We start from the raw sequence: 21,130 nt of genomic DNA, 5'->3' as shown, positions 1-21,130 counted from the left end.
GTCAGTACCTCAGCACCGCGCCGCCGAAGGCCAGCCCGGCGCCGGAACCGACCAGGCCGATCAGGTCGCCACGCACGATGCGGCCGTCGGCGATGGCCTGATGCAGCGCGCTCGGGATCGAGGCGGCCATCTGGTTGCCGCGTTCGCCGATCACGTTGACCAGCGTGTCCGGCGCCAGCCGCAGCGCGACCTGCAGATGCCGCAGCGCCTTGGCGCTGGCCTGGTGCGGCACGATCCGCTGCAACTGCTCCAGTTCGACGCCGGCCTTGTCCAGCAGCCGCTGCAGGAACCCGGGCAGCTTCGCGGCGGCGAGCCGGTAGGTGGCGCGGCCGTTCATTTCGAACAGCGAGCCGGCGCGCAAGGCGTCGATGCCGTGTTCCAGGCGCAGGCGGGTGCCGCCGGCGCGGACCCGGCAATGCTCGATGCCTTCGGAATAGGTTTCCAGGTGCGCGGCCAGCAGTTGCGAACCGCTGTCGCCGCTGTCCGCACCCAGCACCACCGCCGCGGCGCCGTCGCCGAACAGCGGCGCGGTGTCCATGTCCTCGCCGTTGAGGCCGACGCTGGCGATCTCGCTGGACACGATCAGCACGCGCCGGTAGCGGCCGGCGGCGATCGCGCAGGCGGCCAGGTCCAGCGCGGCGATGAAGCTCAGGCAGGTGGCGTTGATGTCGAACGCGGCCAGTCCGCTGCCCTGCAGGCCGAGCCGCGCATGCAGCAGCGCGGCGCTGCACGGGATCGCCTGCTCCATCAGGCTGCAGGCGGAGATCACGCAATCCACGTCGCGCGGCTGCAGCTGCGCCGCCGCCAGCGCCGCGCGCGCGGCGCGTTCGCCCATCAGCGAGGCCGGTTCCTCGGCGCCGGCGTAGTGGCGCACGCCGACCCCGGCATGGCGCAGGGTCCAACCGGCGGGCTTGCCCCAGCGCTGGTCGAAGCTGTCCGAGGTCACCTGCTGCGCGGGCAGATAGTCGCCCGTGCCGAGGATGCGCACCGCGATGGGCCTGCTGGGTTCGACGGTCACTGCCAAAGCTCGGGCAAAGGAGGCGCAGCGTACTGCCAGCGGATCGGCGCCGGCAACCGCTCCCGGGAAGATCGCGCCGCGGTCTGCCGCGGCGATCTCAGACAGCCGGCTTACTCGCGCAGCGACTTGGCGAAATATTTGGGCGCTTCGACAAAGCCTTCGCGCCGATAGAAGGCGTGCGCGCGTTCGCGCCGGCGATGGCAGTGCACCTCCAGGCGGTCGCAGCCGCGCTGCCGCGCCAACGCCTCGCCCTGCGCCAGCAAACGCTGCCCCACCCCGGCGCCGCGCGCGCGATCGTCCACGCAGAAATAGCTGATGCGGCAGATGTCGCCGGCCAATGCCAACTGCGGCAGGAAATGCAGCGACAACACGCCCACGACGTCACCCTCTGCGGCGGCCACCAGCAAGGCCTCGTCCGGATGCGCCAGCAGCTGCGCCAGGCGCGCCTCGATGAAGTCCTCGGTTCCGGCATAGTCCAGCGCCGCCAGCAACGCCACGATGGCCTGCCGGTCCGCCATCACGGCGCTCCTGATCTCCAGATTGCTGTTTTCGTCCATGTACAGATGGTAGGAAGTCGCCCGGGTCGGGCGCAATCGCTTTACAGACCCACGCAGCCGATACGGAAATGCACGACGTGTCCCTAGCGGCCGCGGCGCTGCCCGTACCAGAACCCCAGCGCATCGCGCGAGCGCAGCATGCCGCGGCCGCGGCGCAGCAACTGCAGCAGCAGGCCCAGGTGCTCGCGCTTGCTGAAGCTGCGCAGCTTGCGGTCGGAGGTGTGCACCGGCTCGCGCAGGATCACGAAGCGCCCGCGCCGCGCCAGCGCGCGGCTCAGCGCCACGTCCTCGCCGGCGTAATAGCGTTCGTCGAAGCCGCCGGCGGCGTCGAACGCGCTGCGCGTGCAGAACAGGAAGCAGCCCGGGGCGATGCCGGTGCGGCGGAACAACCAGCCGAACACGGCTTGCGCCACGCGTTCGTGCCAGGCGACGGCGCCGAGCAGCTGCACCTGCGCGCCGCCGCCGACTGCGCCGGTGTGCAGCGCGCGCAGTGCCGCTGCCAGCAATGGCGTGTTGACGCGGGTGTCGGCATCGACGAACAGCAGATAGCGGCCGCGGCTGGCGGCGGCGCCGGCATTGCGGGTGGCGGCGATGTGCCGCAAGCGCACGTCCAGCACCTGCGCGCCATGGCGGCGCGCGATCTGCGCGGTGTCGTCGCTGCAGGCATCGGCGACGACCAGGGTCTCGTAGTCCAGCCGCAAGGCTTCGGCGGCGATATGCAGCGACGCCAGGGTGTCGCCGATCAGGGCGGCTTCGTCGTGGGCGGGAACGATGAACGAGATCACGTCCGGCATCATGCGATGCCGGCGCGGCGCGGGCAAATCGGCCCGCGCCGCGTGCCGGCCGGCCGCAGGCGCGGCGCGGCCGGAGCGCAGCGGCGGGTCAGCGCTGCAGCGTCGCCATCATCGCCGGCGGGTAACGGGTGCCGGCGGCGGCATCCACCGGGAAGATCGCCTCGATCTGCGCGAGATCCTCGGCGCTCAGCGTCACCTGCAGCGCGCCCAGGTTCTCTTCCAGGTAGGCCAGGCGCTTGGTGCCCGGGATCGGCACCAGGTCGTCGCCCTGCGCCAGCACCCAGGCCAGCGCCAACTGGCCCGGCGTCACGCCCTTGGCCTGGGCCAGCGTGCGCACCTGTTCCACCAGTTGCAGGTTGCGCGCGAAGTTCTCGCCCTGGAAGCGCGGCGAATGGCGGCGGTAGTCGTCGGCCTCGAAGTCTTCCGGCGAGCGGATCGCCCCGGTCAGGAAGCCGCGGCCCAGCGGCGAGTACGGCACGAAGCCGATGCCCAGCTCGCGCACCGTGTCCAGCACCTGGTCGCTCTCCGGATCGCGCGACCACAGCGAGTACTCGCTCTGCAGCGCGGTGATCGGGTGCACCGCATGCGCGCGGCGGATGGTGCCGGCGGCCGCCTCGGACAGGCCCAGGAAGCGCACCTTGCCCTGTTCCACCAGCCGCGCCATCGCACCGACGGTGTCCTCGATCGGCACGTTCGGGTCCACCCGGTGCTGGTAGTACAGGTCGATGTGGTCCACGCCCAGGCGCTGCAGGCTGCCCTCGCAGGCGGCCTGCACGTACTCGGGGCGGCCGTCGACGCCGCGCACGCTGGGATCGTTGGGGTCGAGCCTGATGCCGAACTTGGTGGCCAGGAACGCCTGGTCGCGGCGCCCGGCCAGCGCCTTGCCGACCAGCACTTCGTTGGTGTGCGGGCCGTACATGTCGGCGGTGTCGATCAGGGTGACGCCATGGTCGAGCGCGGCATGGATCACCGCGATCGAGGCCGCGTCGTCGCTGCGGCCGCCGTAGAACGCGCTCATGCCCATGCAGCCGAGGCCGAGGGCGGACACGCGGGGGCCGTTGCGGCCGAGAGTGCGGGTTTGCATCGGGAAACTCCTGTTGGAAAGCGGGAAGAGACGTGGAAGAAAAAGATGCGGCGCGGACGCGGTGGTCGCGGGGCAGGGAGGATGCGAGCGCGGCGCGGCGATGCGTTATCGCGATCGCGCAGGATCCTTGTCCGATCCTGCAAACGCGCCGTGCCGTGCCGTGAATCACGCAGATGCCGACCATGCCATGGCCGACGTTTGCGCAAAGTCAGTGCCGCGTTCGGGCACGCGTCGGCGACGCGGTTCAGATCGCCGGCGTACGCGGGCGCAGGCGGGTGCCGCCGGAGACCAGTTGCCGCGGCATCGGCAGGCGCACGAACGCGTGCGGGAACGGATGCGCCACTTCGCTGACCGCATCCAGCCGCTGCAACTGCGCCGCGTCCAGTTGCAGCTCCAGCGCGCCGAGGTTGTCGTCCAGCTGCGCCAGGGTGCGCGCGCCGACGATCGGGATCGCGCCGCCGCCCGGCCGCTGCAGCAGCCACGCCAGCGCCACCTGCGCCGGCGAACGGCCGATCTCCGCGGCGACCTGCTTGACCACGTCGGCGATGTCCAGCGCGCGCTCGGTCAGCATTTCGTGCGCATGCGCGGCATCGCCGCGTTCGGCGCTGGCCTGGCCGTCCGCGGCGCGGCGCTGCACCGCGGCCAGATCCTGGCGGCTGTACTTGCCGGTCAGGATGCCCATGGTCAACGGCGACCAGGCCAGCACCGCGAGCCCGAGCGCCTCGGCCATCGGCACCAGTTCGGCCTCGACCGTGCGCTGCGCCAGACTGTATTCGATCTGCAGCGCCACCAGCGGCGACCAGCCGCGCAGGTCGGCCAGGGTCTGCATCCGCGCCACCTGCCAGGCCGGCGTGTCGGAGATGCCGGCGTAGACGATCTTGCCGGCACGGACCAGGTCGTCGAAGCCGCGCATCACTTCCTCCACCGGCGTGGTGTCGTCCCAGATGTGCAGGTACAGCAGGTCCAGGTAGTCGGTGCGCAGCCGCTTCAGGCTGGCCTCCACCGACTGCAGCAGGTTCTTGCGGTGGTTGCCGCCGCCGTTGGGGTCGCCGGGGAAGGGGTTGAGCGTGTACTTGCTGGCGATCACCAGGCGGTCGCGGCGGCCTTCGGCGAACTTGCCGAGCAGGGTCTCGGAACTGCCGTTGGTGTAGGTGTTGGCGGTGTCGATGAAGTTGCCGCCATGGTCGACGTAGCGCGCGAACAGGCGCCCGGCTTCGGCTTCGTCGGCGCCCCAGCCCCAGTCGTTGCCGAAGGTCATGGTGCCCAGCGAAATGGGGCTGACGCGCAGGCCGGAGCGGCCGAGCAGGCGGTAGTGGTCGAGCGACATGGGGAGCTTCCTGGCAAGCGGATCGGACCGCGGGAATGGCAGGATGCGCCGCTCGACCAGGCGGATAAACTGGCATAGTCTGCATCTTCCTTGAAGTTGAGCTTCACAATGGCTGCCAGCCCCCTGCCTGCCGTGGTCGCCTTCGCCCGCGTCGCCCACCACGCCAGCTTTACCCGTGCCGCCGACGAACTCGGCGTCTCGGCCTCGGCCCTGTCGCAGACGGTGCGCGCGCTGGAAGCGCAGCTGGGCGTGCGCCTGCTGCACCGGACCACGCGCCGGGTGGCGCTGAGCGAACACGGCGCGCGCTTCCTGGAACGGGTGAAACCGGGCCTGGCGCAGATCGAGGCGGCGTTCCTGGACCTGGACACGGTGCGCGAACGCCCGGCCGGGCGCCTGCGCATCACCCTGCCGCGGGTGGTCGCCGACCAACTGGTGATGCCGTGGCTACCGTCGTTCCTGGCGCGCTATCCGCAGATCGAAGTGGAACTGTGCGTGGATCCGGCGCTGGTGGACGTGGTGGCCGAGGGTTTCGATGCCGGCATCCGCCTGGGCGAATGCCTGGCGCGCGACATGATCGCGGTGCCGCTGGGGCCGATGCAGCGCCAGGTGATCTGCGCGGCGCCGGGCTATTTCCGGCGCCATCCGCCGCCGCAGACGCCGGCCGACCTGGTCGATCACGACTGCATCGTGCACCGCATGAGCAATGGCCGGCGCATGGCCTGGGAGTTCACCCGCGACGGCCGCGATTTCGAAGTGGAGGTGACCGGCACCCTGGTGTTCAACGACAGCGGCCTGACCCACGCCGCGGCGTTGGCGGGGCTGGGCCTGGCGCAGGGCTTCGAATCGGTGGTCGCCGCCGATGTCGCCGCCGGCCGCCTGCTGCGCGTGCTCGACGACTGGCAGCAACCCTTCGCCGGCTTCTATCTGTACTACCCGGCGCGCGAACACCTGGCGCCGAAACTGCGCGTGTTCATCGACCATCTGCGCGCGGCGAACGCGGCGGCAGGGTAGCCGCCGCGTCCGTTCGTGTTTGGCGCCGCCAGCGGTCGCGCAAACGCGCAACCGGCGTCGCCAACATGGCGGTGGCGACGCCGTGCGCGGCTCAGCCTTTCAGCTTGGCCGCGTATTCGGCCACGCGCTTGCCGAGCAGCCTGGCGGTTTCCAGGTCGCCGGCGCGCGGCGCTTCCTCCGGCGAGGCGTCCGACGGTGAGATCGCCAGCGCGCCGCCCGAGCCGGCGGTCCAGTTGGTGTCGGCCGGGCCATGGGCCTTGGTGTTGGCCGGCAGCAGGCCGGTGCCGACCCAGATCTGCCCGTGCTGCTGCGACAGCGTCCAGAAGTATTCGATGGTGGAGAACTTGTCGCCGTTGACCGACGCGGAGTTGGTGAAGCCGGCGGCGATCTTGTCCTTCCACGCCTGCGAGAACCACGGCTTGGAACTGGCGTCGGCGAACTTCTTGAACTGCCAGGCCGGGCCGCCCATGTAGGTCGGGCTGCCGTAGACGATCGCATCGGCCTGGCCGATGGCGTCCCAGGCGCTCTCCGGCAGGTTGCCGTCCTCATCGATGCGGTACAGCGTGGCCTCGCCGACGCTGGCGGCGCCGGCGTGCACCGCCTCGGCCTGCTTGACGGTATGGCCGTAGCCGCTGAAATAGACGATCGCGATCTTGCTCATGGGCGAACTCCTGAAAGGAAGGGGGATGAAGCGCGGGCATTGTGCGCATGCCCCGTCGCTTCGATCAGCGCCACGTGCAGGATGTTGTGTCCGAGCAATGGCCGCGGCGCGCCGGCCGGCCGCGGCTCAGGGCGTCACGGTGGCGTGCATCTCGCGTTCGATGCCGACCTCGACCAGGTAGTCGATGAAGCTGCGCACCTTCGGCGCCAGGTGGCTGCGGCTGGCATAGACCGCGTAGACGCCGATCGGGGCGAGCTGATGGTCGGGCAGCACCCGCACCAGGCGCCCGTCCTCCAGTTCCCTCTGCGCGATGAAATCCGGTTGCAGGACGATGCCCATGCCGGCGATGGCGGCCTCGCGCAACACGTCGCCGCTGTTGGCGCGCAGCCCGCCGCTCACCCGCACCCGGGTCTCGCCGTCGGGGCCCTGCAGGGCGAGCTCGTCGCCGATCGGCGAATAGCTGTAGGTCAGGAATTCGTGGCCGGCGATGTCGGCGGCCAGGCGCGGCGTGCCGGCGCGTTCCAGGTAGGCCGGCGCGGCGCACAGATACGCCTGCACCTCGCCGAGCTTGCGGGCGATCAGGGTCGGGGTGACCTGGCGGGTGATGCGGATCGCCATGTCGTAGCCTTCCTCGACGATGTCCACCATGCGGTCGGACAGCGACAGGTCCAGCGCGACCTGCGGATAGCGCGCGCGGTAGCCGGCCAGCCGCGGCCCCAGCCGGGCGATGCTGAAGCTGAAGGGCGCGTTGATGCGCAGCGTGCCGGACGGGGTCAGCGCCTGCTCGCCGACCGCCGCCTCCATGTCGTCGAACTCGGCCAGCAGCACCTGGCAGCGCTGGTAGTAGGCGGTGCCGACGCTGCTCGGGCTGACCCGGCGCGTGGTGCGGTTGAGCAGGCGCAGGCCCAGTCGCTTCTCCAGCCAGGCCACCTGCCGGGTGACGCTGGCGGTGGACATGCCCAGCGCGTCGGCGGCGGCGTTGAAGCCGTTGCGGTCGACCACGGTGACGAACACGCGCATCGCTTCCAGCGTATCCATTGTTGCCGTTCCTGAAATAGATATCCGATTGCAGGGTAATTTATCTCCCCTCATAGCGGGAATACCCTGTGGATCTGCCGCCATGGCCCCTGTGATCCACGGCCACGCGTGCCGGCGGCGCCTGCCCCGACAACGTCCCGATCGGCCGACGCCGCGCCCCATCCGCCTGGAGAACCTGTCATGCCCCGTCTGCCCTCGCTGTACATCTCGCATGGTTCGCCGATGACCGCGCTGGACCCGGGTCTGGTGGGCGTGCGCCTGGCCGAACTGGCGGCGACGCTGCCGCGTCCGCGCGCGATCGTGGTGGCGTCGGCGCACTGGCTGGCGCGGCGGCCGCTGGTCGGCGCGGCGGCGCAGCCGCAGACCATCCACGATTTCGGCGGTTTCCCGCGCGCGCTGCACGAGATGCAATACCCGGCGCCGGGCGCGCCGGCGCTGGCGCGCGAGGTCGCCGAACGGCTCGAGCGCGCCGGCCTGCAGCCCTACGTGGACGAGCGCCGCGGCCTGGACCATGGCGTGTGGGTGCCGTTGTCGCTGCTGTACCCGCAGGCCGACATCCCGGTGCTGCCGCTGTCGATCCAGCCGGAACTGGGCCCTGCCCATCAACTGGCGATGGGCCGCGCGCTGGCGCCACTGCGCGACGACGGCGTGCTGCTGGTCGGCTCGGGCAGCATCACCCACAACCTGCACGACTTCGGCCGCTACGCCGAGGGCAAGGATGCGCCGTACGTGCGTCCGTTCATCGAGTGGGTGGAACAGGCCTTGCTGCGCGAGGATCTGCCGGCCTTGCTCGACTACCGCCGCCAGGCGCCGTTCGCCGAGCGCGCGCATCCGACCGACGAGCACTGGCTACCGATCTATTTCGCGATGGGCGCGGCCGGCGAGCAGGGCCTGGGCGCGCAGCGCATCGATGCCGGGATCGATGCCGGGATGATCGCGATGGACCTGTACCGGTTCGACGGCGGGGCGCAACGCATCGCCGCCTGAGCCGGCGGCGGCCGCGACGGCCTGAGCGGTTCATCGCGGTGAAGGCGAAAACGCATCGCCGTCTCACAGGCTGAGACGGCAAGCGGGCATCGTCCACGGGTGAATACCCTCGAAAAGCTCGCCGTGCTCGCCGATGCGGCCAAATACGACGCCTCCTGCGCCTCCAGCGGTGCGGACAAGCGCCATTCGCTGCGCAGCGGCGGCATCGGCAGCACCGAGGGCATGGGCATCTGTCACTCGTACACGCCCGACGGCCGCTGCGTGTCGCTGCTGAAGATCCTGCTGACCAACTTCTGCGTGTTCGATTGCGCGTACTGCGTCAACCGCGTGTCCAGCAACGTGCGCCGCGCACGCTTCGCGCCGGCCGAAGTGGTCAAGCTGACCCTGGATTTCTACAAGCGCAATTACATCGAGGGCCTGTTCCTGTCCAGCGGCATCATCCGCAACAGCGACTACACGATGGAGCAGCTGGTGGAGGTGGCGCGGCAGCTTCGCGAGGAGCACCGCTTCGCCGGCTACATCCACCTCAAGACCATTCCCGATGCGGCGCCGGAGCTGCTGGCCGCTGCCGGCCGCTATGCCGACCGGCTGAGCATCAATGTCGAACTGCCGACCGAGCAGGGGCTGACCCAGTTGGCGCCGGAAAAGAGCGTCGGCGGCATCCGCGCGGCGATGGGCGAGCTGCGCTGGCGCATCGAGGAAAGCAAGGAGGCGCGCAAGGCCGAGCGCAAGCTCAGCGCCAAGCCGCCGCGTTTCGCGCCGGCCGGGCAGAGCACGCAGATGATCGTCGGCGCGGACGGTGCCGACGACCGCGCGATCCTGCGCACCAGCCACAATCTCTACGGCAATTACCGGCTGCGGCGGGTCTACTACTCCGCGTTCAGTCCAATTCCGGATGCATCGTCGAAGTTGCCGCTGCAGGCGCCGCCGTTGCAGCGCGAGCATCGCCTGTACCAGGCCGATTGGCTGCTGCGGTTCTACGATTTCTCGGTGGAGGAGATCGCGCCGGAGGCGGCCAGCGGCATGCTCGATCTGGATGTGGATCCGAAGCTGGCTTGGGCGCTGCGGCATCCTGAGCGGTTTCCGGTGGATCTGAATACGGCGGCGCGGGAGATGTTGTTGCGGGTGCCGGGGTTGGGTACGCGCAATGTGGAGCGGTTGTTGTTGTCGCGGCGGCATGCGCGGTTGCGGGTCGGGGATCTGGCGCGGTTGCGGATGCCGATGAAGAAGGTGCTGCCGTTCGTCAGTGTGGTGGATCATCATCCGCGCCAACGTTTGGACGATCCGCAGCGGTTGCGGGCGCAGTTGGCGCCGGCGCCGCGGCAGGGTGGGTTGTTTGATTGACGCTGTGCTGTGGCGTTGTAGTGGCTGGGTTGTTGCGATGATTGCTGCAACTGCAACTGCAACTGCAACTGCAACTGCAGAGGCGACGGAAGTTGCAGAAGCAAGAGCAAGATCAAGAGCTTTCGCGCCGGTCGGCGCGAGTCACTTTTGTCTTGGCAAAAGTAACCAAAACCGCTCCCGCCCGACACGAGCCGGTGCGATACAGCCGCACCGGTGCCCTGCGCTCCTCGCGGCGAGCGGCACGGCGCCCAAACTCGCTTCGCTCAAACAGGGGCGCCTCTTCGGCCGCTCGCCGCTGCGGTGCTCGGCTCGCTTTAAGGCGGGAAGTTTTAACGGCAAGATCACCGGCAACAGCAACAGCAACAGCAACAGCAACAGCAAAGGCAACAACAACTGCAACTGCAACTGCAACGGCTGTTGCTTTGGTGATGGTGGCTGTTGGGTTGGTGTTGGTGCGGTGATGCGAGGGTTGAACTGTGTTTCGGGCTGAGGTGGTGCCGGCGTGGTGTCTGGAGGCGTGGCGGGTGGCGGCGCGGGCGGCGTGGTGTGCGCAGGTGGTGCCGGAGTTATTGGTCTGGGAGGGGGATGCGCAGGGTGGGTTGCTGGCCGGGGCCGATGTGGCTGCATTGCCGGCCACGGTGGCGGCGCCGCGGGTGTCCGCGGAGTTCCTGGCGTTGGCGGGGGCGGTGCTGTGCCATCGCGATCCGCAGCGGCATGCGTTGCTGTATCGGCTGTTGTGGCGGATCGCGTCGGGCGAGCGGGCGCTGTTGCAGCGGGTCACTGATGCCGATGTGCATCGGGCGCAGCAGTGGGCGCAGGCGGTGCGCCGCGATAGCCACAAGATGAAGGCGTTCGTGCGCTTCCGCGAGGTGCCCGGCGAGGAGGAGGCGTTCGTCGCCTGGTTCGAGCCGGAACATCACATCGTCGATCGCGTCGCGCCGTTCTTCGCGCGCCGTTTCGCCGGCATGCGCTGGGCGATCCTGACCCCGTATCGCAGCGTGCGCTGGGACGGTGCCGCGCTGCAGTTCGGCGCTGGCGCGCAGCGCGCCGATGCGCCGGCCGACGATGCGCAGGATGCGTTGTGGCGCACCTACTACGCGAACATCTTCAATCCGGCACGGCTCAACCCGGACATGATGCGCCAGGAGATGCCGCAGAAGTACTGGAAGAACCTGCCGGAGACGCAGTTGCTGCCGGGCCTGATCCGCGATGCCGGGCAGCGCGTGCGCGAGATGGCCGAGCGCGCGCCGGAGCCAGTGCGCCGGCGTATTCCCGCGCCGCTGCTGCCGGTCGCGGTCGATGCCGATGCCGATGCCGATGCCGATGGCAGTCTCGATGCGCTGCGCGCCGCGGCGCGCGAGTGTCGGCGTTGCGAACTCTGGCAACCGGCCACGCAGACCGTGTTCGGCGAGGGGCCGCACGATGCGGCGGTGATGGTGGTGGGCGAGCAGCCCGGCGACGAGGAGGATCTGAGCGGGCGGCCGTTCGTCGGTCCGGCTGGGCGCCTGTTCGATCGCGCGCTGCATGAACTCGGCATCGCCCGCGCCGGGCTGTACGTGACCAATGCGGTCAAGCATTTCCGCTTCGAGCAACGCGGCAAGGCGCGGCTGCATCGCAATCCCGAACGTGCGCAGGTGGAAGCCTGCCGCTTCTGGCTGGCCGGCGAGCTGGCGCGGGTGCGCCCGCGCATCGTGCTGTGCCTGGGCGCGACCGCGGCGCGCGCGGTGCTGGGCAACGGCTTTGCGCTGATGGCGCAGCGCGGGCAGTGGCAGGCGCTGGCCGATGGCACTCGTGCGTTGGCCACCGTGCATCCGTCATGGGTGCTGCGCCAGCACGGCGGCGATGCGGCCGATGCCGCCTATCGAGGCTTTGTGTACGACTTGCGCGTTCTGGCAGAGCAGATGCAGGCGCCGCGCGGAGCCAGTGCCGGCGACTGACCGCCTGTGCGAGTTCGTCCGTCGTTGAAGTGGGCAGGCCGCGCCGTCCGCTGCCGGTCGAACGTACGGCACAAAAACGAGGACGGCCGTAGCCGTCCCCGCGATGCCAATGCACTCCCCGAGGGGTGCTTACGGCATCAAAACCTTGTCCACGACATGGATCACGCCATTGCTCTGCATCACGTCGGCGGTGGTGACATGGGCGGTATTGCCCTTGGCGTCGGTGAGGGTGACCTTGCCGCCGCGGGTCTTGGCGACCAGCGTTTCGCCCTGCACCGTGGTCAGCTTGGCGCTGCCGCCGCCGGCCTTGATCTGCGCCAGCAGCGTCGTCGCATCGAGCTTGCCGGCGACCACGTGATAGGTCAGGACCTGGGTGAGCTTGTCCTTGTTTTCGGGTTTGAGCAGCGTGTCCACGGTGCCCGCCGGCAGTGCGGCGAAGGCGGCGTTGGTCGGTGCGAACACAGTGAACGGGCCTGCGCCCTTCAGCGTGTCCACCAGGCCGGCGGCCTTGACCGCGGCGACCAGGGTGGTGTGATCCTTGGAGTTGACCGCGTTGTCGATGATGTCCTTGGTCGCGTACATCGGGGCGCCGCCGACCATCGGATTCGGCTTGGCCTCGGTCATCGCGGCGTGGTCGTGCATCGCGGTTTGGCCGGTCGCGGCCATGGCGGGCATCGCGACGAGGCCAGCGAGGGCGAGGGCCAGCAAATGGATCTTCATGGGTTGCTCCTTGAGGGAATGCCCGGCCAGTCGACCGAGCACAGGCTTTACGGCGATTGCGCTGGCGCGGTTGCATCACGCGAACCAGATAATGATGAATGGGCGTCGCGGGCGGGCATTGCCGCGCGAGCCAAGGGCACTTCCGTCAAGCGCGCCTGCGAAAAAGCAGCGCACCGCAGCAGCCAGTAGGACCGCGCGCGGCGACGGACTCGTGCGTCATGCCGCAACGCAGGTGTTGCGTTGGGTACTCACGCAGGCAGCGCCGCCTGCCAGGGTTGGCAGGCGCCGGATGGACACAGCGCCGTTGCCTCAGCGCCGCTGCAGCACGTAGCTGTTCTCGAACCCATGCGCGCAGCCCAGCACATGGAAGTCGTTGAAGTAACCGGTGGCCCGGAGCAGGTCGACCGCGGGGCCGACTTCCGGCGAGTGCTGGTGGTCGCCGTAGTCGTCGAACACCACGAACCCGCCGGTCACCACGCTGGGCGCATACAGCAGGAAATCCAGCAGCACGTTGCGTCCGGTGTGGCCGCCGTCGATATGCAGCAAGGCCACTTCGGGTTTCATGTTGTAGAAGTGCTGGGCGCAGAACTCCGAGTAGCCGCGGATGAACTGCGCATTGGGCAGCAGCAGCTGGCGGTAGTGGTTGAATTCCTCGAACTGGTTCGGCAAGGCGAACGGATCCATTCCGATCACCCGGCGCTGGCGATTGCTGATCTCGTTCATCAGCACCAGCGATTTTCCCTTCCACACGCCGATCTCCACCAGGTCGCCGGGGATGCCCTCCAGCAGCAGGCACAGATACCCCAACAGCCGCACGTGGTCGTGGAACGACAGTTCGCGCCGCGGCATCGCCTGTTCGGCCGGCAGGTTTGCCTGGGCCTGTTCGAAATGCGCGCCGATCAGGTTCCAGACCTGGGTGACGTTGTCGCTCACCGCCGGGTCGTCGATGAAACGGTTGAGTTCTTGGATGCTGAGCATGGAGTCTCCGACGGCGGCGGCACGCTGGGTTCGGGTCTGCGTGCGGATCGCTTCGATGGTAGCGCGTGCCGCGCTGCGGCGCCGGATCGCGCAGGTTTGCCCGCCACCCGGGCGTAGCGCCCGCGTTGTTCCGGGCCGCCGCCTAAATGCCGCGTGTGCCTGCCACTGGACATCGCGCCTGCGGTGCGCTTTGCTTGCCGCTTCCCCCATTCATGGTGCGCGCCTGGCGCGGCGCCGCCGTCCGGACGAGCATGCATTCGATCGAAGTGGTGTTGGCGATGTTGCTGGCGGTGGTGGCCAGCGGCTATCTGGTGCGCGTGCTGCCGTTCTCGCTGCCGTTGCCGCTGGTGCAGATCGGTCTGGGTGCGGTCATCGCCGGGGTGTTCAAGAAGGGCTACGCGCTGGAGCCGGAGCTGTTCTTCCTGCTGTTCCTGCCGCCGCTGCTGTTCCTGGACGGTTGGCGCATCCCCAAGCAGGGCCTGTTCCGCGACAAGGGCGCGATCCTGGAGCTGGCGCTGGGGCTGGTGGTGTTCACCGTGGTCGGCGCCGGCTTCCTGATCCACTGGATGATCCCGGCGATGCCGCTGGCGGTGGCGTTCGCGCTGGCCGCGGTGGTGTCGCCGACCGATCCGATCGCGGTGTCCTCGATCGCGGCGCGGGCGCCGATCCCGAAGCGGCTGATGCATATCCTGGAGGGCGAATCGCTGCTCAACGATGCGTCGGGCCTGGTCTGCTTCCAGTTCGCGGTGGCCGCGGCGATGACCGGCACGTTCTCGTTGGCCGACGCCTCGCTGACCTTCCTGTGGGTGTCCCTGGTCGGCGTCGCCGCCGGCGTCGGCGTGACCCTGGGCGCGAGCCTGGCGCAGCGCTGGATCTGGCGCCAGGTCGGCGAGGAACCCGGCGCGGCGATCCTGGTCAACCTGCTGCTGCCGTTCGCCGCCTACCTGCTGGCCGAGGCGATCAACGCCTCCGGCATCCTCGCCGCGGTCGCCGCTGGCATCAGCATGAGCTACGTGGAATTGAGCGGCCGCGCCCCGGGCAGCATGCGCGTGCAGCGCTCGGCGGTGTGGGACATGGTCCAGTTCACCCTCAACGGCATCATGTTCGTGCTGCTCGGCGAGCAGTTGCCGGGGATCGTGCAGGGCGCGGTGCACAACATCGACGAGGCCGGGCACCTCAATCCGTGGTGGCTGCTGGGCTATGCGCTGGCGATCTATGTCGGCCTGCTGTTGCTGCGCTTCGTGTGGGTGTGGCTGTCGCTGCGCTGGAATCTGCTCAAGGCGCGGCGCCGCGGCGAGGCGCATCTCAGTCCGCCGTGGCGGATCGTGGTGGCGGCCTCGCTGGCCGGCGTGCGCGGCGCGATCACCCTGGCCGGCGTGCTGACCCTGCCGCTGCTGCTGCCCACCGGCGCCGCGTTCCCGGCGCGCGACCTGGTGATCTTCCTGGCCAGCGCGGTGATCGTGACCTCGCTGCTGGTCGCCAGCGTGACGCTGCCGCGGTTGCTGCGCGGTCTGGAGCTGCCGGAGGAACCCAGCGACCGCCTGGAGGAGGACCTGGCGCGGCGCGAATCCTCGCGCGCGGCGCTGGTGGCGGTGGAGAAACTGCGCCAGCGGCTGGTCCACGACAGCGAACATGCCGACCTCTACAACGAGGCGGCGATCCGGGTCAGCGCCCTGTACCAGCGCCATCTCGACCACGGCGAGGCGATGGAGAGCGACCCGGAAGAAGCGCGGCGGCTGGACGACGTGCTGCGCCAGCTGCGCCACGCCGGCCTGCAGGCCGAACGCCAGGAGCTGTTCAAGCTGACCCGCCAGCGCAGGATCTCCGACGAGATCGCGCGCCGGCTGATCCGCAATCTGGATCTGCTGGAGGCGCGGCGGAAAAATTGAGAGCCGGGATTGGGAATTCGGGATTGGGGATTTGAGGAGCGCCGCGCTGGATGCCGGCCCGGCCGGCGGACGCTGGAGCTTGCCATGTCCGTGACGTCGTTGCTGCTAGGCTTTTCCAATCCCGAATCCCCATTCCCGAATCCCGGCCTCACCACTATCCCGCATGCGGGAGACTGCTTCCGCCTAACGCGGTTTATCGGAGCGTGGCGGACCTCTACCCTGTCGGCGTTCGCAGCGCCCGACCGCTGCGCAAGGAGTTCGTGTGTCGCCGATCATTTCCATCCAGCAGCTCACCAAGACCTACGCCGGCGGTTTTCAGGCGCTGAAAGGCATCGAGCTGGACATCCAGCGCGGCGAGATCTTCGCCCTGCTCGGGCCCAACGGCGCCGGCAAGACCACGCTGATCAGCGTGGTCTGCGGCCTGGTCAATCCCAGCTCCGGCACCGTGCTGGCCGACGGCCACGACATCGTGCGCGACTACCGCGCCGCGCGCGCCAAGATCGGTCTGGTGCCGCAGGAACTGGCCACCGATGCGTTCGAGACGGTGTGGGCGACGGTGCGCTTCAGCCGCGGCCTGTTCGGCAAGCCGAAGAATCCTGCCTACCTGGAGCAGGTGCTGCGCGAACTGTCGTTGTGGGACAAGCGCGACAGCAAGATCTCCACCCTGTCCGGCGGCATGAAGCGGCGTGTGCTGATCGCCAAGGCGCTGGCGCACGAGCCGAGCATCCTGTTCCTGGACGAACCCACCGCCGGCGTGGACGTGGAGCTGCGCCACGACATGTGGCAGATGGTGCGGCGCCTGCGCGAGCAAGGCACCACCATCATCCTGACCACGCACTACATCGAGGAAGCCGAGGACATGGCCGACCGGGTCGGGGTGATCAACCGCGGCGAGCTGGTGCTGGTGGAGGACAAGCGCACGCTGATGCGCAAGCTCGGCAAGAAGCAGCTGGCGCTGACCCTGCAGGCGCCGCTGCCGGCGCTGCCCGCGGCGCTGGCCGCGCAGCCGCTGGAACTGTCCGCCGACGGCGCCGTGCTGACCTACACCTACGACGTGCAGGCCGAGCAGACCGGCATCGGCAGCCTGCTGCGGCAACTGGAAGAGCAGGGCGTGGAGATCAAGGACCTGCATTCCAGCGAAAGCTCGCTGGAGGAGATCTTCGTCAACCTGGTGCGCCCGGCCGCCGGCCGCACGGAGGCGCGCGCATGAACCTGCATGCGATCGCCGCGATCTACCGTTTCGAGATGGCACGCACCTTCCGCACGCTGACCCAGTCGATCGCCTCGCCGGTGCTGTCGACCTCGCTGTACTTCGTGGTGTTCGGCGCGGCGATCGGCTCGCGCATGGGCGCCATCGACGGCATCAGCTACGGCGCCTACATCATCCCCGGGCTGGTGATGCTGTCGCTGCTCAACGAGAGCGTGTCCAACGCCTCGTTCGGCATCTACATGCCGCGCTGGGCCGGCACCATCTACGAGGTACTGTCGGCGCCGGTGGCATGGTGGGAGGTGGTGATCGGCTATGTCGGCGCGGCGGCGAGCAAGTCGGTGCTGCTGGGCCTGCTGATCCTGCTCACCGCGCGCGCGTTCGTGCCCTACGAGATCGCCCATCCGCTGTGGATGTTCGGCTTCCTGGTGCTGACCGCGCTGACCTTCAGCCTGTTCGGTTTCATCATCGGCATCTGGGCCGACGGCTTCGAGAAGCTGCAGGTGATCCCGCTGATGGTGGTGACCCCGCTGACCTTCCTCGGCGGCAGCTTCTACTCGATCAGCATGCTGCCGCCCTTGTGGCAGAAGATCAGCTGGTTCAACCCGGTGGTGTACCTGGTCAGCGGCTTCCGCTGGGCGTTCTTCGGCAAGGCCGACGTGCACATCGCGGTCAGCGCGAGCATGACCGCGGTGTTCCTGGCGCTGTGCCTGCTCGTGGTCTGGGCGATCTTCCGCAGCGGCTACCGGCTCAAGTCCTGAGCCGGCGGTCGCGCTCGGCAGCCGCGCCCGCTGCGGATCGCCGAGCGCGCCGGCCGTGAGCTGCGCTCAGTCGGTTTTTTCCAGGTAGTACGCCTCGACCTTGCCGTTGATCTTCATCGTCATCGGATTGCCGCGGCGGTCGCGGGCCTTGCCGACCTGCACGCGGATCCAGCCTTCGCTGAGCGAATACTCCTCCACGTTGTCGCGCTCCACGCCGTTGAAGCGGATGCCGACGCCGCGTGCCAGCGCCTCGGCGTTGTGGAACGGGCTCTGCGGGCTGATCGCCAGGTGATCGGGAGGGGTATCGCTCATCGTCGTGGGTTCGCTTGGCGGCGGGTGGCGCCGTCTTCCGGGGGCGAAGGATAAACGCCTGCGGCGTCGCTGCCGAGTTTCGTCGCGCTTCCGTCGCCGCGCCCGGCGCGTCACACTGCGCGTCCCGCACTGCCCGATCCGCCGCCATGCCCGACAACAGCGCCGACTACGAAGACCCCGACGACCTCAGCAGCGACGCGGACGACGACGATCCGGATACCCAGCAGGGGCTGATCTGGAACCTGCTGCTGCTGATCAATCCCGGCGACGACGAGACCGCGCTGCGCCAGTTCAACGCCTACCGCGAGGCGGCGGGCGAGGTGGAGAGCGACGGCGACGGCTGGCTGTGGACGCTGAAGGACGCCATCGACTGGACCTCCGGCTTCTACGTGGACGGCGGCGACCGCGAAGCGCTGATCGGCGCGATCAACGAACTGGCCGCGCGCTGGAACCTGCGCCTGGACTGGGGCGGCGACATCGACGACGAGGACTTCCTCGGCGCCCACGACACCGCCTCGCTGCTGGCGGTGGCCTACGACCGCCTGCGCGAATACGGCTACAGCATCTGGTGCTGGGACACCGGCAACGACGACCGCGCCGGCTGGATGGCGCTCAGCCGCGACGACGAGGACATGCAGCGCCTGGCCGCGATCCTGGGCATCGACCTGCGCCCGGGCAGCGATCCGTTCTAGGCGCGGTCGGCCAGGGATTGGCGTTGCTGACCCTGTATGCAGCGGTGGCATTGCGAACCGCGGTGACATCGCGAAGCGCGCTGTCGTCTGTCGCAAGCGCGTGGAGAAGCGGCGCCAGCCGCGACAAATGAGCGGTGAGCGTCCCGACGCCTAAACGCGTCGGGACTGAAGTCCCTCCCACAGTGCACCCAGGCAGCTTGCCGCAAGCCCCCTGTAGGAGCGGCTTCAGCCGCGACAATGCAGCCCGGAACTGCACTGCTTTTTCAACGAATGTCGGGGCTGAAGGCCTTCCTGCAGCGCGCCAGACAAGCATCCGAAGCAGTGCGCCAATGAGCATCCGCAGCTCCCTGTGGGAGCGACTTCAGTCGCGACGAGCGAAGCGGTGGATTTTCCGGTTTGGGATGCAGTCGGGACTGAAGTCCCTCCCACAGTGCACCCAGCCAGCTTGCCGCAAGCTCTTTGTAGGAGCGGCTTCAGCCGCGACAATGGAGCCAGGAACTGCACTGCTTTTTCGGCGAATGTCGGGCTGAAGCCCCTCCTACAGCACACCAGCCAGGCATCCGAAGCAGTGCACCAGCGAGCATCCGCACCTCCCTGTGGGAGCGACCTCAGCCGCGACGAGCGGAGCCGCGAGCAGCAACCGCGACGGCCGCTGCCCGAAGCGACGCCCCAACGCATCCGCAAGCCCGCGCCACAGCCATGCGCCGTACTCCGATGTCGCAATAAATATTCAATCGGCCTCGCCGCGCGCCTGCGCGCGGGCCTGGCGGATCAGCGCCTTCATCAGGACGCGATCGGTGTGCCGGGACACCGGCACCGCGCCGAGCCGGATCGCTTCGTCGCGCAAGGCGGCGGGCACGTCGTAGTGCGCGCCGCTGAGCTTGTTCTGGAAGGCGCGGCGGGGAATGCCCAGCCGCGCCGCCATCGCATGCAGTTCGTCCAGCGTATCGGCAAGCAGGTGGCCCCAGCGCTGGCCGCGCCAGGGATGCACCGCATCGTCGATGTAGACCGCCATCGCGCCGATCAGGCTGGCTTGTGCTTGCCGTCCGCGTCGGCGTCCGGGGTCGCCACCGCGTCGCTTTCTGCCTTGCCCGCCGATGCCTCGGCATCCGCGTCATCGGCAGCATCGTCGCCCGCCTCGGCAACGCCATCTTCTTCTTCGGTCGCGTCGCCATCGCTCTCGGCGAACTCGGCGACCAGCGCGTCCAGATACTCGGCCGCGGTCTTGCCCTCGTCGGCGGCAAGGTCGTCGATCATCTGCTGCAACTGGGTCGAATAGTCCAGGGTGATGGTGTTGCCTTCCTGCTCCTGCACGTTGGCCAGATGCTTGAGCATCGCCAGCATCGGCACCGGGTTGTCGGCGTTGCCCATGGTCTGGCCGCCGACCGACAGCAGCCATTCGGTGCCCTGCAGGCCGATCGCGGCCAGCACGCGGCCGCTCTCGTCCTGCAGCACGGCGTGGTTGGCGATGGGCTGGTCGCGGCCCAGTCGGGCAAATGCGCGCTTGGGTTGCTGCTTCTTGCGCTTGTCGCGCTTGGCTTTGGATTGCTTGGACACGTTCGTCTCGCTCGCGGAGTGACCGCCATTGTAAGCGGGGCGGCCGGGCATGACCTTCGGCAGGCTTGACTACATTTGTAGGCATGGCTAGTTTGACTACAGCTGTAGCTATTCGGCCCTGGCGCCGTTGCCCGCTGCGCGAGCAGCGGAGTCACAGCCCCGGCAGAAGTGCATCTGCGGAGCTCGGCAACGCGCGGTTCGCGTCGCCGCTCGGGCCGCTGGTCGCCACGGCCCAGGCCATCGCTTCGTCCATCCGTCATGCCCACAAGGAGATCCGCCATGCTGCACTCGAACATCCCGCTCTGGCGCCGCGGCGCCGCATTGCTGGTCCTGGCCGGCGCCACGGCCGGTGCGATCGCGTCCGTGCCGGCGAGCGCCCAGGATGCAACCACCGACATCGCCGAACCGGCCGAACCGGCGTCGCCCGCAGCGCCGCCTGTCCCGCCCGTGCCACCGGTGCCGCCCGCGCCCGTGGCCGGCGCGCATCGGGTGACGAGCAGTTCCACCATCACCCTGTCCGACGATCGCCGCAACGCGTCGGTGTTGTTCGAACAATCCAGCACCAACATGTACGGCAGCAGCGACGACCTGCGCGAGGCGCGGCGCGCGCGCCACGGCGACGAGACACTGTGGTGGATCCGCAGGGACGGCAAGCGCTACGCGGTGCGCGATGCGGCCACGATCCAGCAGCTGAAGGCCGCCTACGCGCCGGTCGAAGCGCTGGGGCGGCAACAGGGCGAACTGGGCGAGCGGCAGGGGCGGCTGGGCACGCGCCAGGGCGAGATCGGCCGGCAACAGGGTGCCATCGCACAGGGCCAGGCAGGCCAGGCGATGGAGGAGGCCAGGCGCGCCAGCGAGCAGGCGCGGCTCGCCGCCAGCGGCGGCCAGGCCGCTGCCCGATCCGCGGCACGTACCGATGCCGCGCATGCGGACTTCGCGCAGCAGATGGCCGCTCTGGAAACGCGCCAATCGGCATTGGCCGAGCAACAGGAGGGCTTGGCCCAGCAACAGGAAGTGCTGGCAAAGCGCCAGCAGGTCGCCAACGCGGCGCTGCAACGCGACATCGAACGCATCACCCGCCAGGCGATCGCGCAGGGCGTGGCGCAACCGCTGCCGCAGTGAGGCGCGCTGCGGGCGCTTAGCTGGTTATCCATCCTCCTGCAGTGCACCGGCAAGTTGGCCGTGAGCCCCTTGTAGGAGCGGCTTCAGCCGCGACGAGCGAAGTCGGGAACCACGACGCTGCTGGTTGTCTGTCT

At 69.0% G+C, this 21,130-nt stretch carries 21 protein-coding genes; 9 read left to right on the top strand and 12 right to left on the bottom strand.

What is annotated here, in order from left to right:
- Window position 1 precedes the first annotated feature (1 nt).
- The 5 genes from HEP73_RS19220 to HEP73_RS19200 all read right to left on the bottom strand — a co-directional run bounded on the left by HEP73_RS19220 (window position 2) and on the right by HEP73_RS19200 (window position 4,780).
- Window positions 2-1,018 (bottom strand): 3-oxoacyl-[acyl-carrier-protein] synthase III C-terminal domain-containing protein, encoded by a 1,017-nt coding sequence (locus tag HEP73_RS19220; RefSeq protein WP_185821162.1) that lies wholly within the window; start codon window positions 1,016-1,018, stop codon window positions 2-4.
- A 110-nt stretch (window positions 1,019-1,128) separates the two neighbouring features.
- Window positions 1,129-1,575 carry a GNAT family N-acetyltransferase gene (locus tag HEP73_RS19215; protein ID WP_221899356.1) on the bottom strand — a complete coding sequence of 149 codons (447 nt, stop codon included), beginning with the start codon at window positions 1,573-1,575 and terminating at the stop codon, window positions 1,129-1,131.
- A gap of 83 nt (window positions 1,576-1,658) precedes the next feature.
- The gene (locus HEP73_RS19210; protein ID WP_185821161.1) at window positions 1,659-2,360 is read right to left on the bottom strand and encodes a glycosyltransferase; all 702 of its coding nucleotides are present in this window, start codon (window positions 2,358-2,360) and stop codon (window positions 1,659-1,661) included.
- A 97-nt stretch (window positions 2,361-2,457) separates the two neighbouring features.
- Window positions 2,458-3,453 carry an aldo/keto reductase gene (locus HEP73_RS19205; RefSeq protein WP_185814111.1) on the bottom strand — a complete coding sequence of 332 codons (996 nt, stop codon included), beginning with the start codon at window positions 3,451-3,453 and terminating at the stop codon, window positions 2,458-2,460.
- 244 nt (window positions 3,454-3,697) lie between these two features.
- Window positions 3,698-4,780, bottom strand: coding sequence for an aldo/keto reductase (locus HEP73_RS19200; protein WP_185821160.1), 1,083 nt, complete (start codon window positions 4,778-4,780; stop codon window positions 3,698-3,700).
- Between the two features lie 108 nt (window positions 4,781-4,888).
- Between HEP73_RS19200 and HEP73_RS19195 the strand changes: the two genes are divergently transcribed.
- The gene (locus tag HEP73_RS19195; protein ID WP_185821159.1) at window positions 4,889-5,791 is read left to right on the top strand and encodes a LysR family transcriptional regulator; all 903 of its coding nucleotides are present in this window, start codon (window positions 4,889-4,891) and stop codon (window positions 5,789-5,791) included.
- A 91-nt stretch (window positions 5,792-5,882) separates the two neighbouring features.
- Here the strand turns inward: HEP73_RS19195 and HEP73_RS19190 are convergent, their stop codons facing one another.
- Together HEP73_RS19190 and HEP73_RS19185 are read right to left on the bottom strand one after the other, a co-directional pair.
- Complete coding sequence (locus HEP73_RS19190) at window positions 5,883-6,452, bottom strand: flavodoxin family protein (protein ID WP_185821158.1); 570 nt, start codon at window positions 6,450-6,452, stop codon at window positions 5,883-5,885.
- Between the two features lie 126 nt (window positions 6,453-6,578).
- On the bottom strand, window positions 6,579-7,490 hold the full coding sequence (locus HEP73_RS19185) for a LysR family transcriptional regulator (protein WP_185821157.1): 912 nt from the start codon (window positions 7,488-7,490) through the stop codon (window positions 6,579-6,581).
- A 180-nt stretch (window positions 7,491-7,670) separates the two neighbouring features.
- On the opposite strand from HEP73_RS19185, the gene HEP73_RS19180 reads away from it, so the two are divergent.
- From HEP73_RS19180 to HEP73_RS19170, 3 genes are all read left to right on the top strand, one after another.
- Complete coding sequence (locus HEP73_RS19180; RefSeq protein ID WP_185821156.1) at window positions 7,671-8,477, top strand: DODA-type extradiol aromatic ring-opening family dioxygenase; 807 nt, start codon at window positions 7,671-7,673, stop codon at window positions 8,475-8,477.
- A gap of 99 nt (window positions 8,478-8,576) precedes the next feature.
- The gene (locus HEP73_RS19175) at window positions 8,577-9,821 is read left to right on the top strand and encodes a putative DNA modification/repair radical SAM protein (protein ID WP_179568856.1); all 1,245 of its coding nucleotides are present in this window, start codon (window positions 8,577-8,579) and stop codon (window positions 9,819-9,821) included.
- Between the two features lie 476 nt (window positions 9,822-10,297).
- Complete coding sequence (locus tag HEP73_RS19170; protein WP_185821155.1) at window positions 10,298-11,758, top strand: UdgX family uracil-DNA binding protein; 1,461 nt, start codon at window positions 10,298-10,300, stop codon at window positions 11,756-11,758.
- A 129-nt stretch (window positions 11,759-11,887) separates the two neighbouring features.
- Here the strand turns inward: HEP73_RS19170 and HEP73_RS19165 are convergent, their stop codons facing one another.
- Window positions 11,888-12,433 (bottom strand): fasciclin domain-containing protein, encoded by a 546-nt coding sequence (locus HEP73_RS19165; RefSeq protein WP_458309695.1) that lies wholly within the window; start codon window positions 12,431-12,433, stop codon window positions 11,888-11,890.
- 354 nt (window positions 12,434-12,787) lie between these two features.
- Window positions 12,788-13,456, bottom strand: a complete 669-nt coding sequence (locus HEP73_RS19160) for a class I SAM-dependent methyltransferase (protein WP_185821153.1) — start codon at window positions 13,454-13,456, stop codon at window positions 12,788-12,790.
- A 251-nt stretch (window positions 13,457-13,707) separates the two neighbouring features.
- Between HEP73_RS19160 and HEP73_RS19155 the strand changes: the two genes are divergently transcribed.
- From HEP73_RS19155 to HEP73_RS19145, 3 genes are all read left to right on the top strand, one after another.
- Window positions 13,708-15,345 carry a Na+/H+ antiporter gene (locus HEP73_RS19155; protein ID WP_185821152.1) on the top strand — a complete coding sequence of 546 codons (1,638 nt, stop codon included), beginning with the start codon at window positions 13,708-13,710 and terminating at the stop codon, window positions 15,343-15,345.
- A gap of 262 nt (window positions 15,346-15,607) precedes the next feature.
- Window positions 15,608-16,555: an ABC transporter ATP-binding protein gene (locus HEP73_RS19150; protein WP_185821151.1), complete on the top strand. Its 948-nt coding sequence runs from the start codon at window positions 15,608-15,610 to the stop codon at window positions 16,553-16,555.
- On the top strand, window positions 16,552-17,313 hold the full coding sequence (locus HEP73_RS19145) for an ABC transporter permease (protein WP_185814100.1): 762 nt from the start codon (window positions 16,552-16,554) through the stop codon (window positions 17,311-17,313). The genes HEP73_RS19150 and HEP73_RS19145 overlap by 4 nt, the downstream gene beginning before the upstream one ends.
- Window positions 17,314-17,379: 66 nt before the next feature.
- On the opposite strand, the gene HEP73_RS19140 is transcribed toward HEP73_RS19145, so the two are convergent.
- Window positions 17,380-17,625, bottom strand: coding sequence for a DUF3297 family protein (locus HEP73_RS19140; protein ID WP_185821150.1), 246 nt, complete (start codon window positions 17,623-17,625; stop codon window positions 17,380-17,382).
- Between the two features lie 146 nt (window positions 17,626-17,771).
- Here HEP73_RS19140 and HEP73_RS19135 point away from each other — a divergent pair, with 146 nt between their 5' ends.
- The gene (locus tag HEP73_RS19135; protein WP_185821149.1) at window positions 17,772-18,317 is read left to right on the top strand and encodes a DUF6630 family protein; all 546 of its coding nucleotides are present in this window, start codon (window positions 17,772-17,774) and stop codon (window positions 18,315-18,317) included.
- A 730-nt stretch (window positions 18,318-19,047) separates the two neighbouring features.
- Here the strand turns inward: HEP73_RS19135 and HEP73_RS19130 are convergent.
- On the bottom strand, window positions 19,048-19,332 hold the full coding sequence (locus tag HEP73_RS19130; RefSeq protein ID WP_185821148.1) for a DUF4031 domain-containing protein: 285 nt from the start codon (window positions 19,330-19,332) through the stop codon (window positions 19,048-19,050).
- An 8-nt stretch (window positions 19,333-19,340) separates the two neighbouring features.
- Window positions 19,341-19,874: a hypothetical protein gene (locus HEP73_RS19125; RefSeq protein ID WP_185821147.1), complete on the bottom strand. Its 534-nt coding sequence runs from the start codon at window positions 19,872-19,874 to the stop codon at window positions 19,341-19,343.
- Window positions 19,875-20,153: 279 nt separating this feature from the next.
- On the opposite strand from HEP73_RS19125, the gene HEP73_RS19120 reads away from it, so the two are divergent.
- Window positions 20,154-20,996, top strand: a complete 843-nt coding sequence (locus HEP73_RS19120) for a hypothetical protein (RefSeq protein WP_185821146.1) — start codon at window positions 20,154-20,156, stop codon at window positions 20,994-20,996.
- Window positions 20,997-21,130: the final 134 nt, after the last annotated feature.

It is taken from the genome of Xanthomonas sp. GW (assembly GCF_014236815.1).
Taxonomy (GTDB): Bacteria; Pseudomonadota; Gammaproteobacteria; order Xanthomonadales; family Xanthomonadaceae; genus Xanthomonas_A.
The sequence above is the reverse complement of the archived record's forward strand: the minus strand, read 5'-3'. Positions and strand labels throughout refer to the sequence as shown.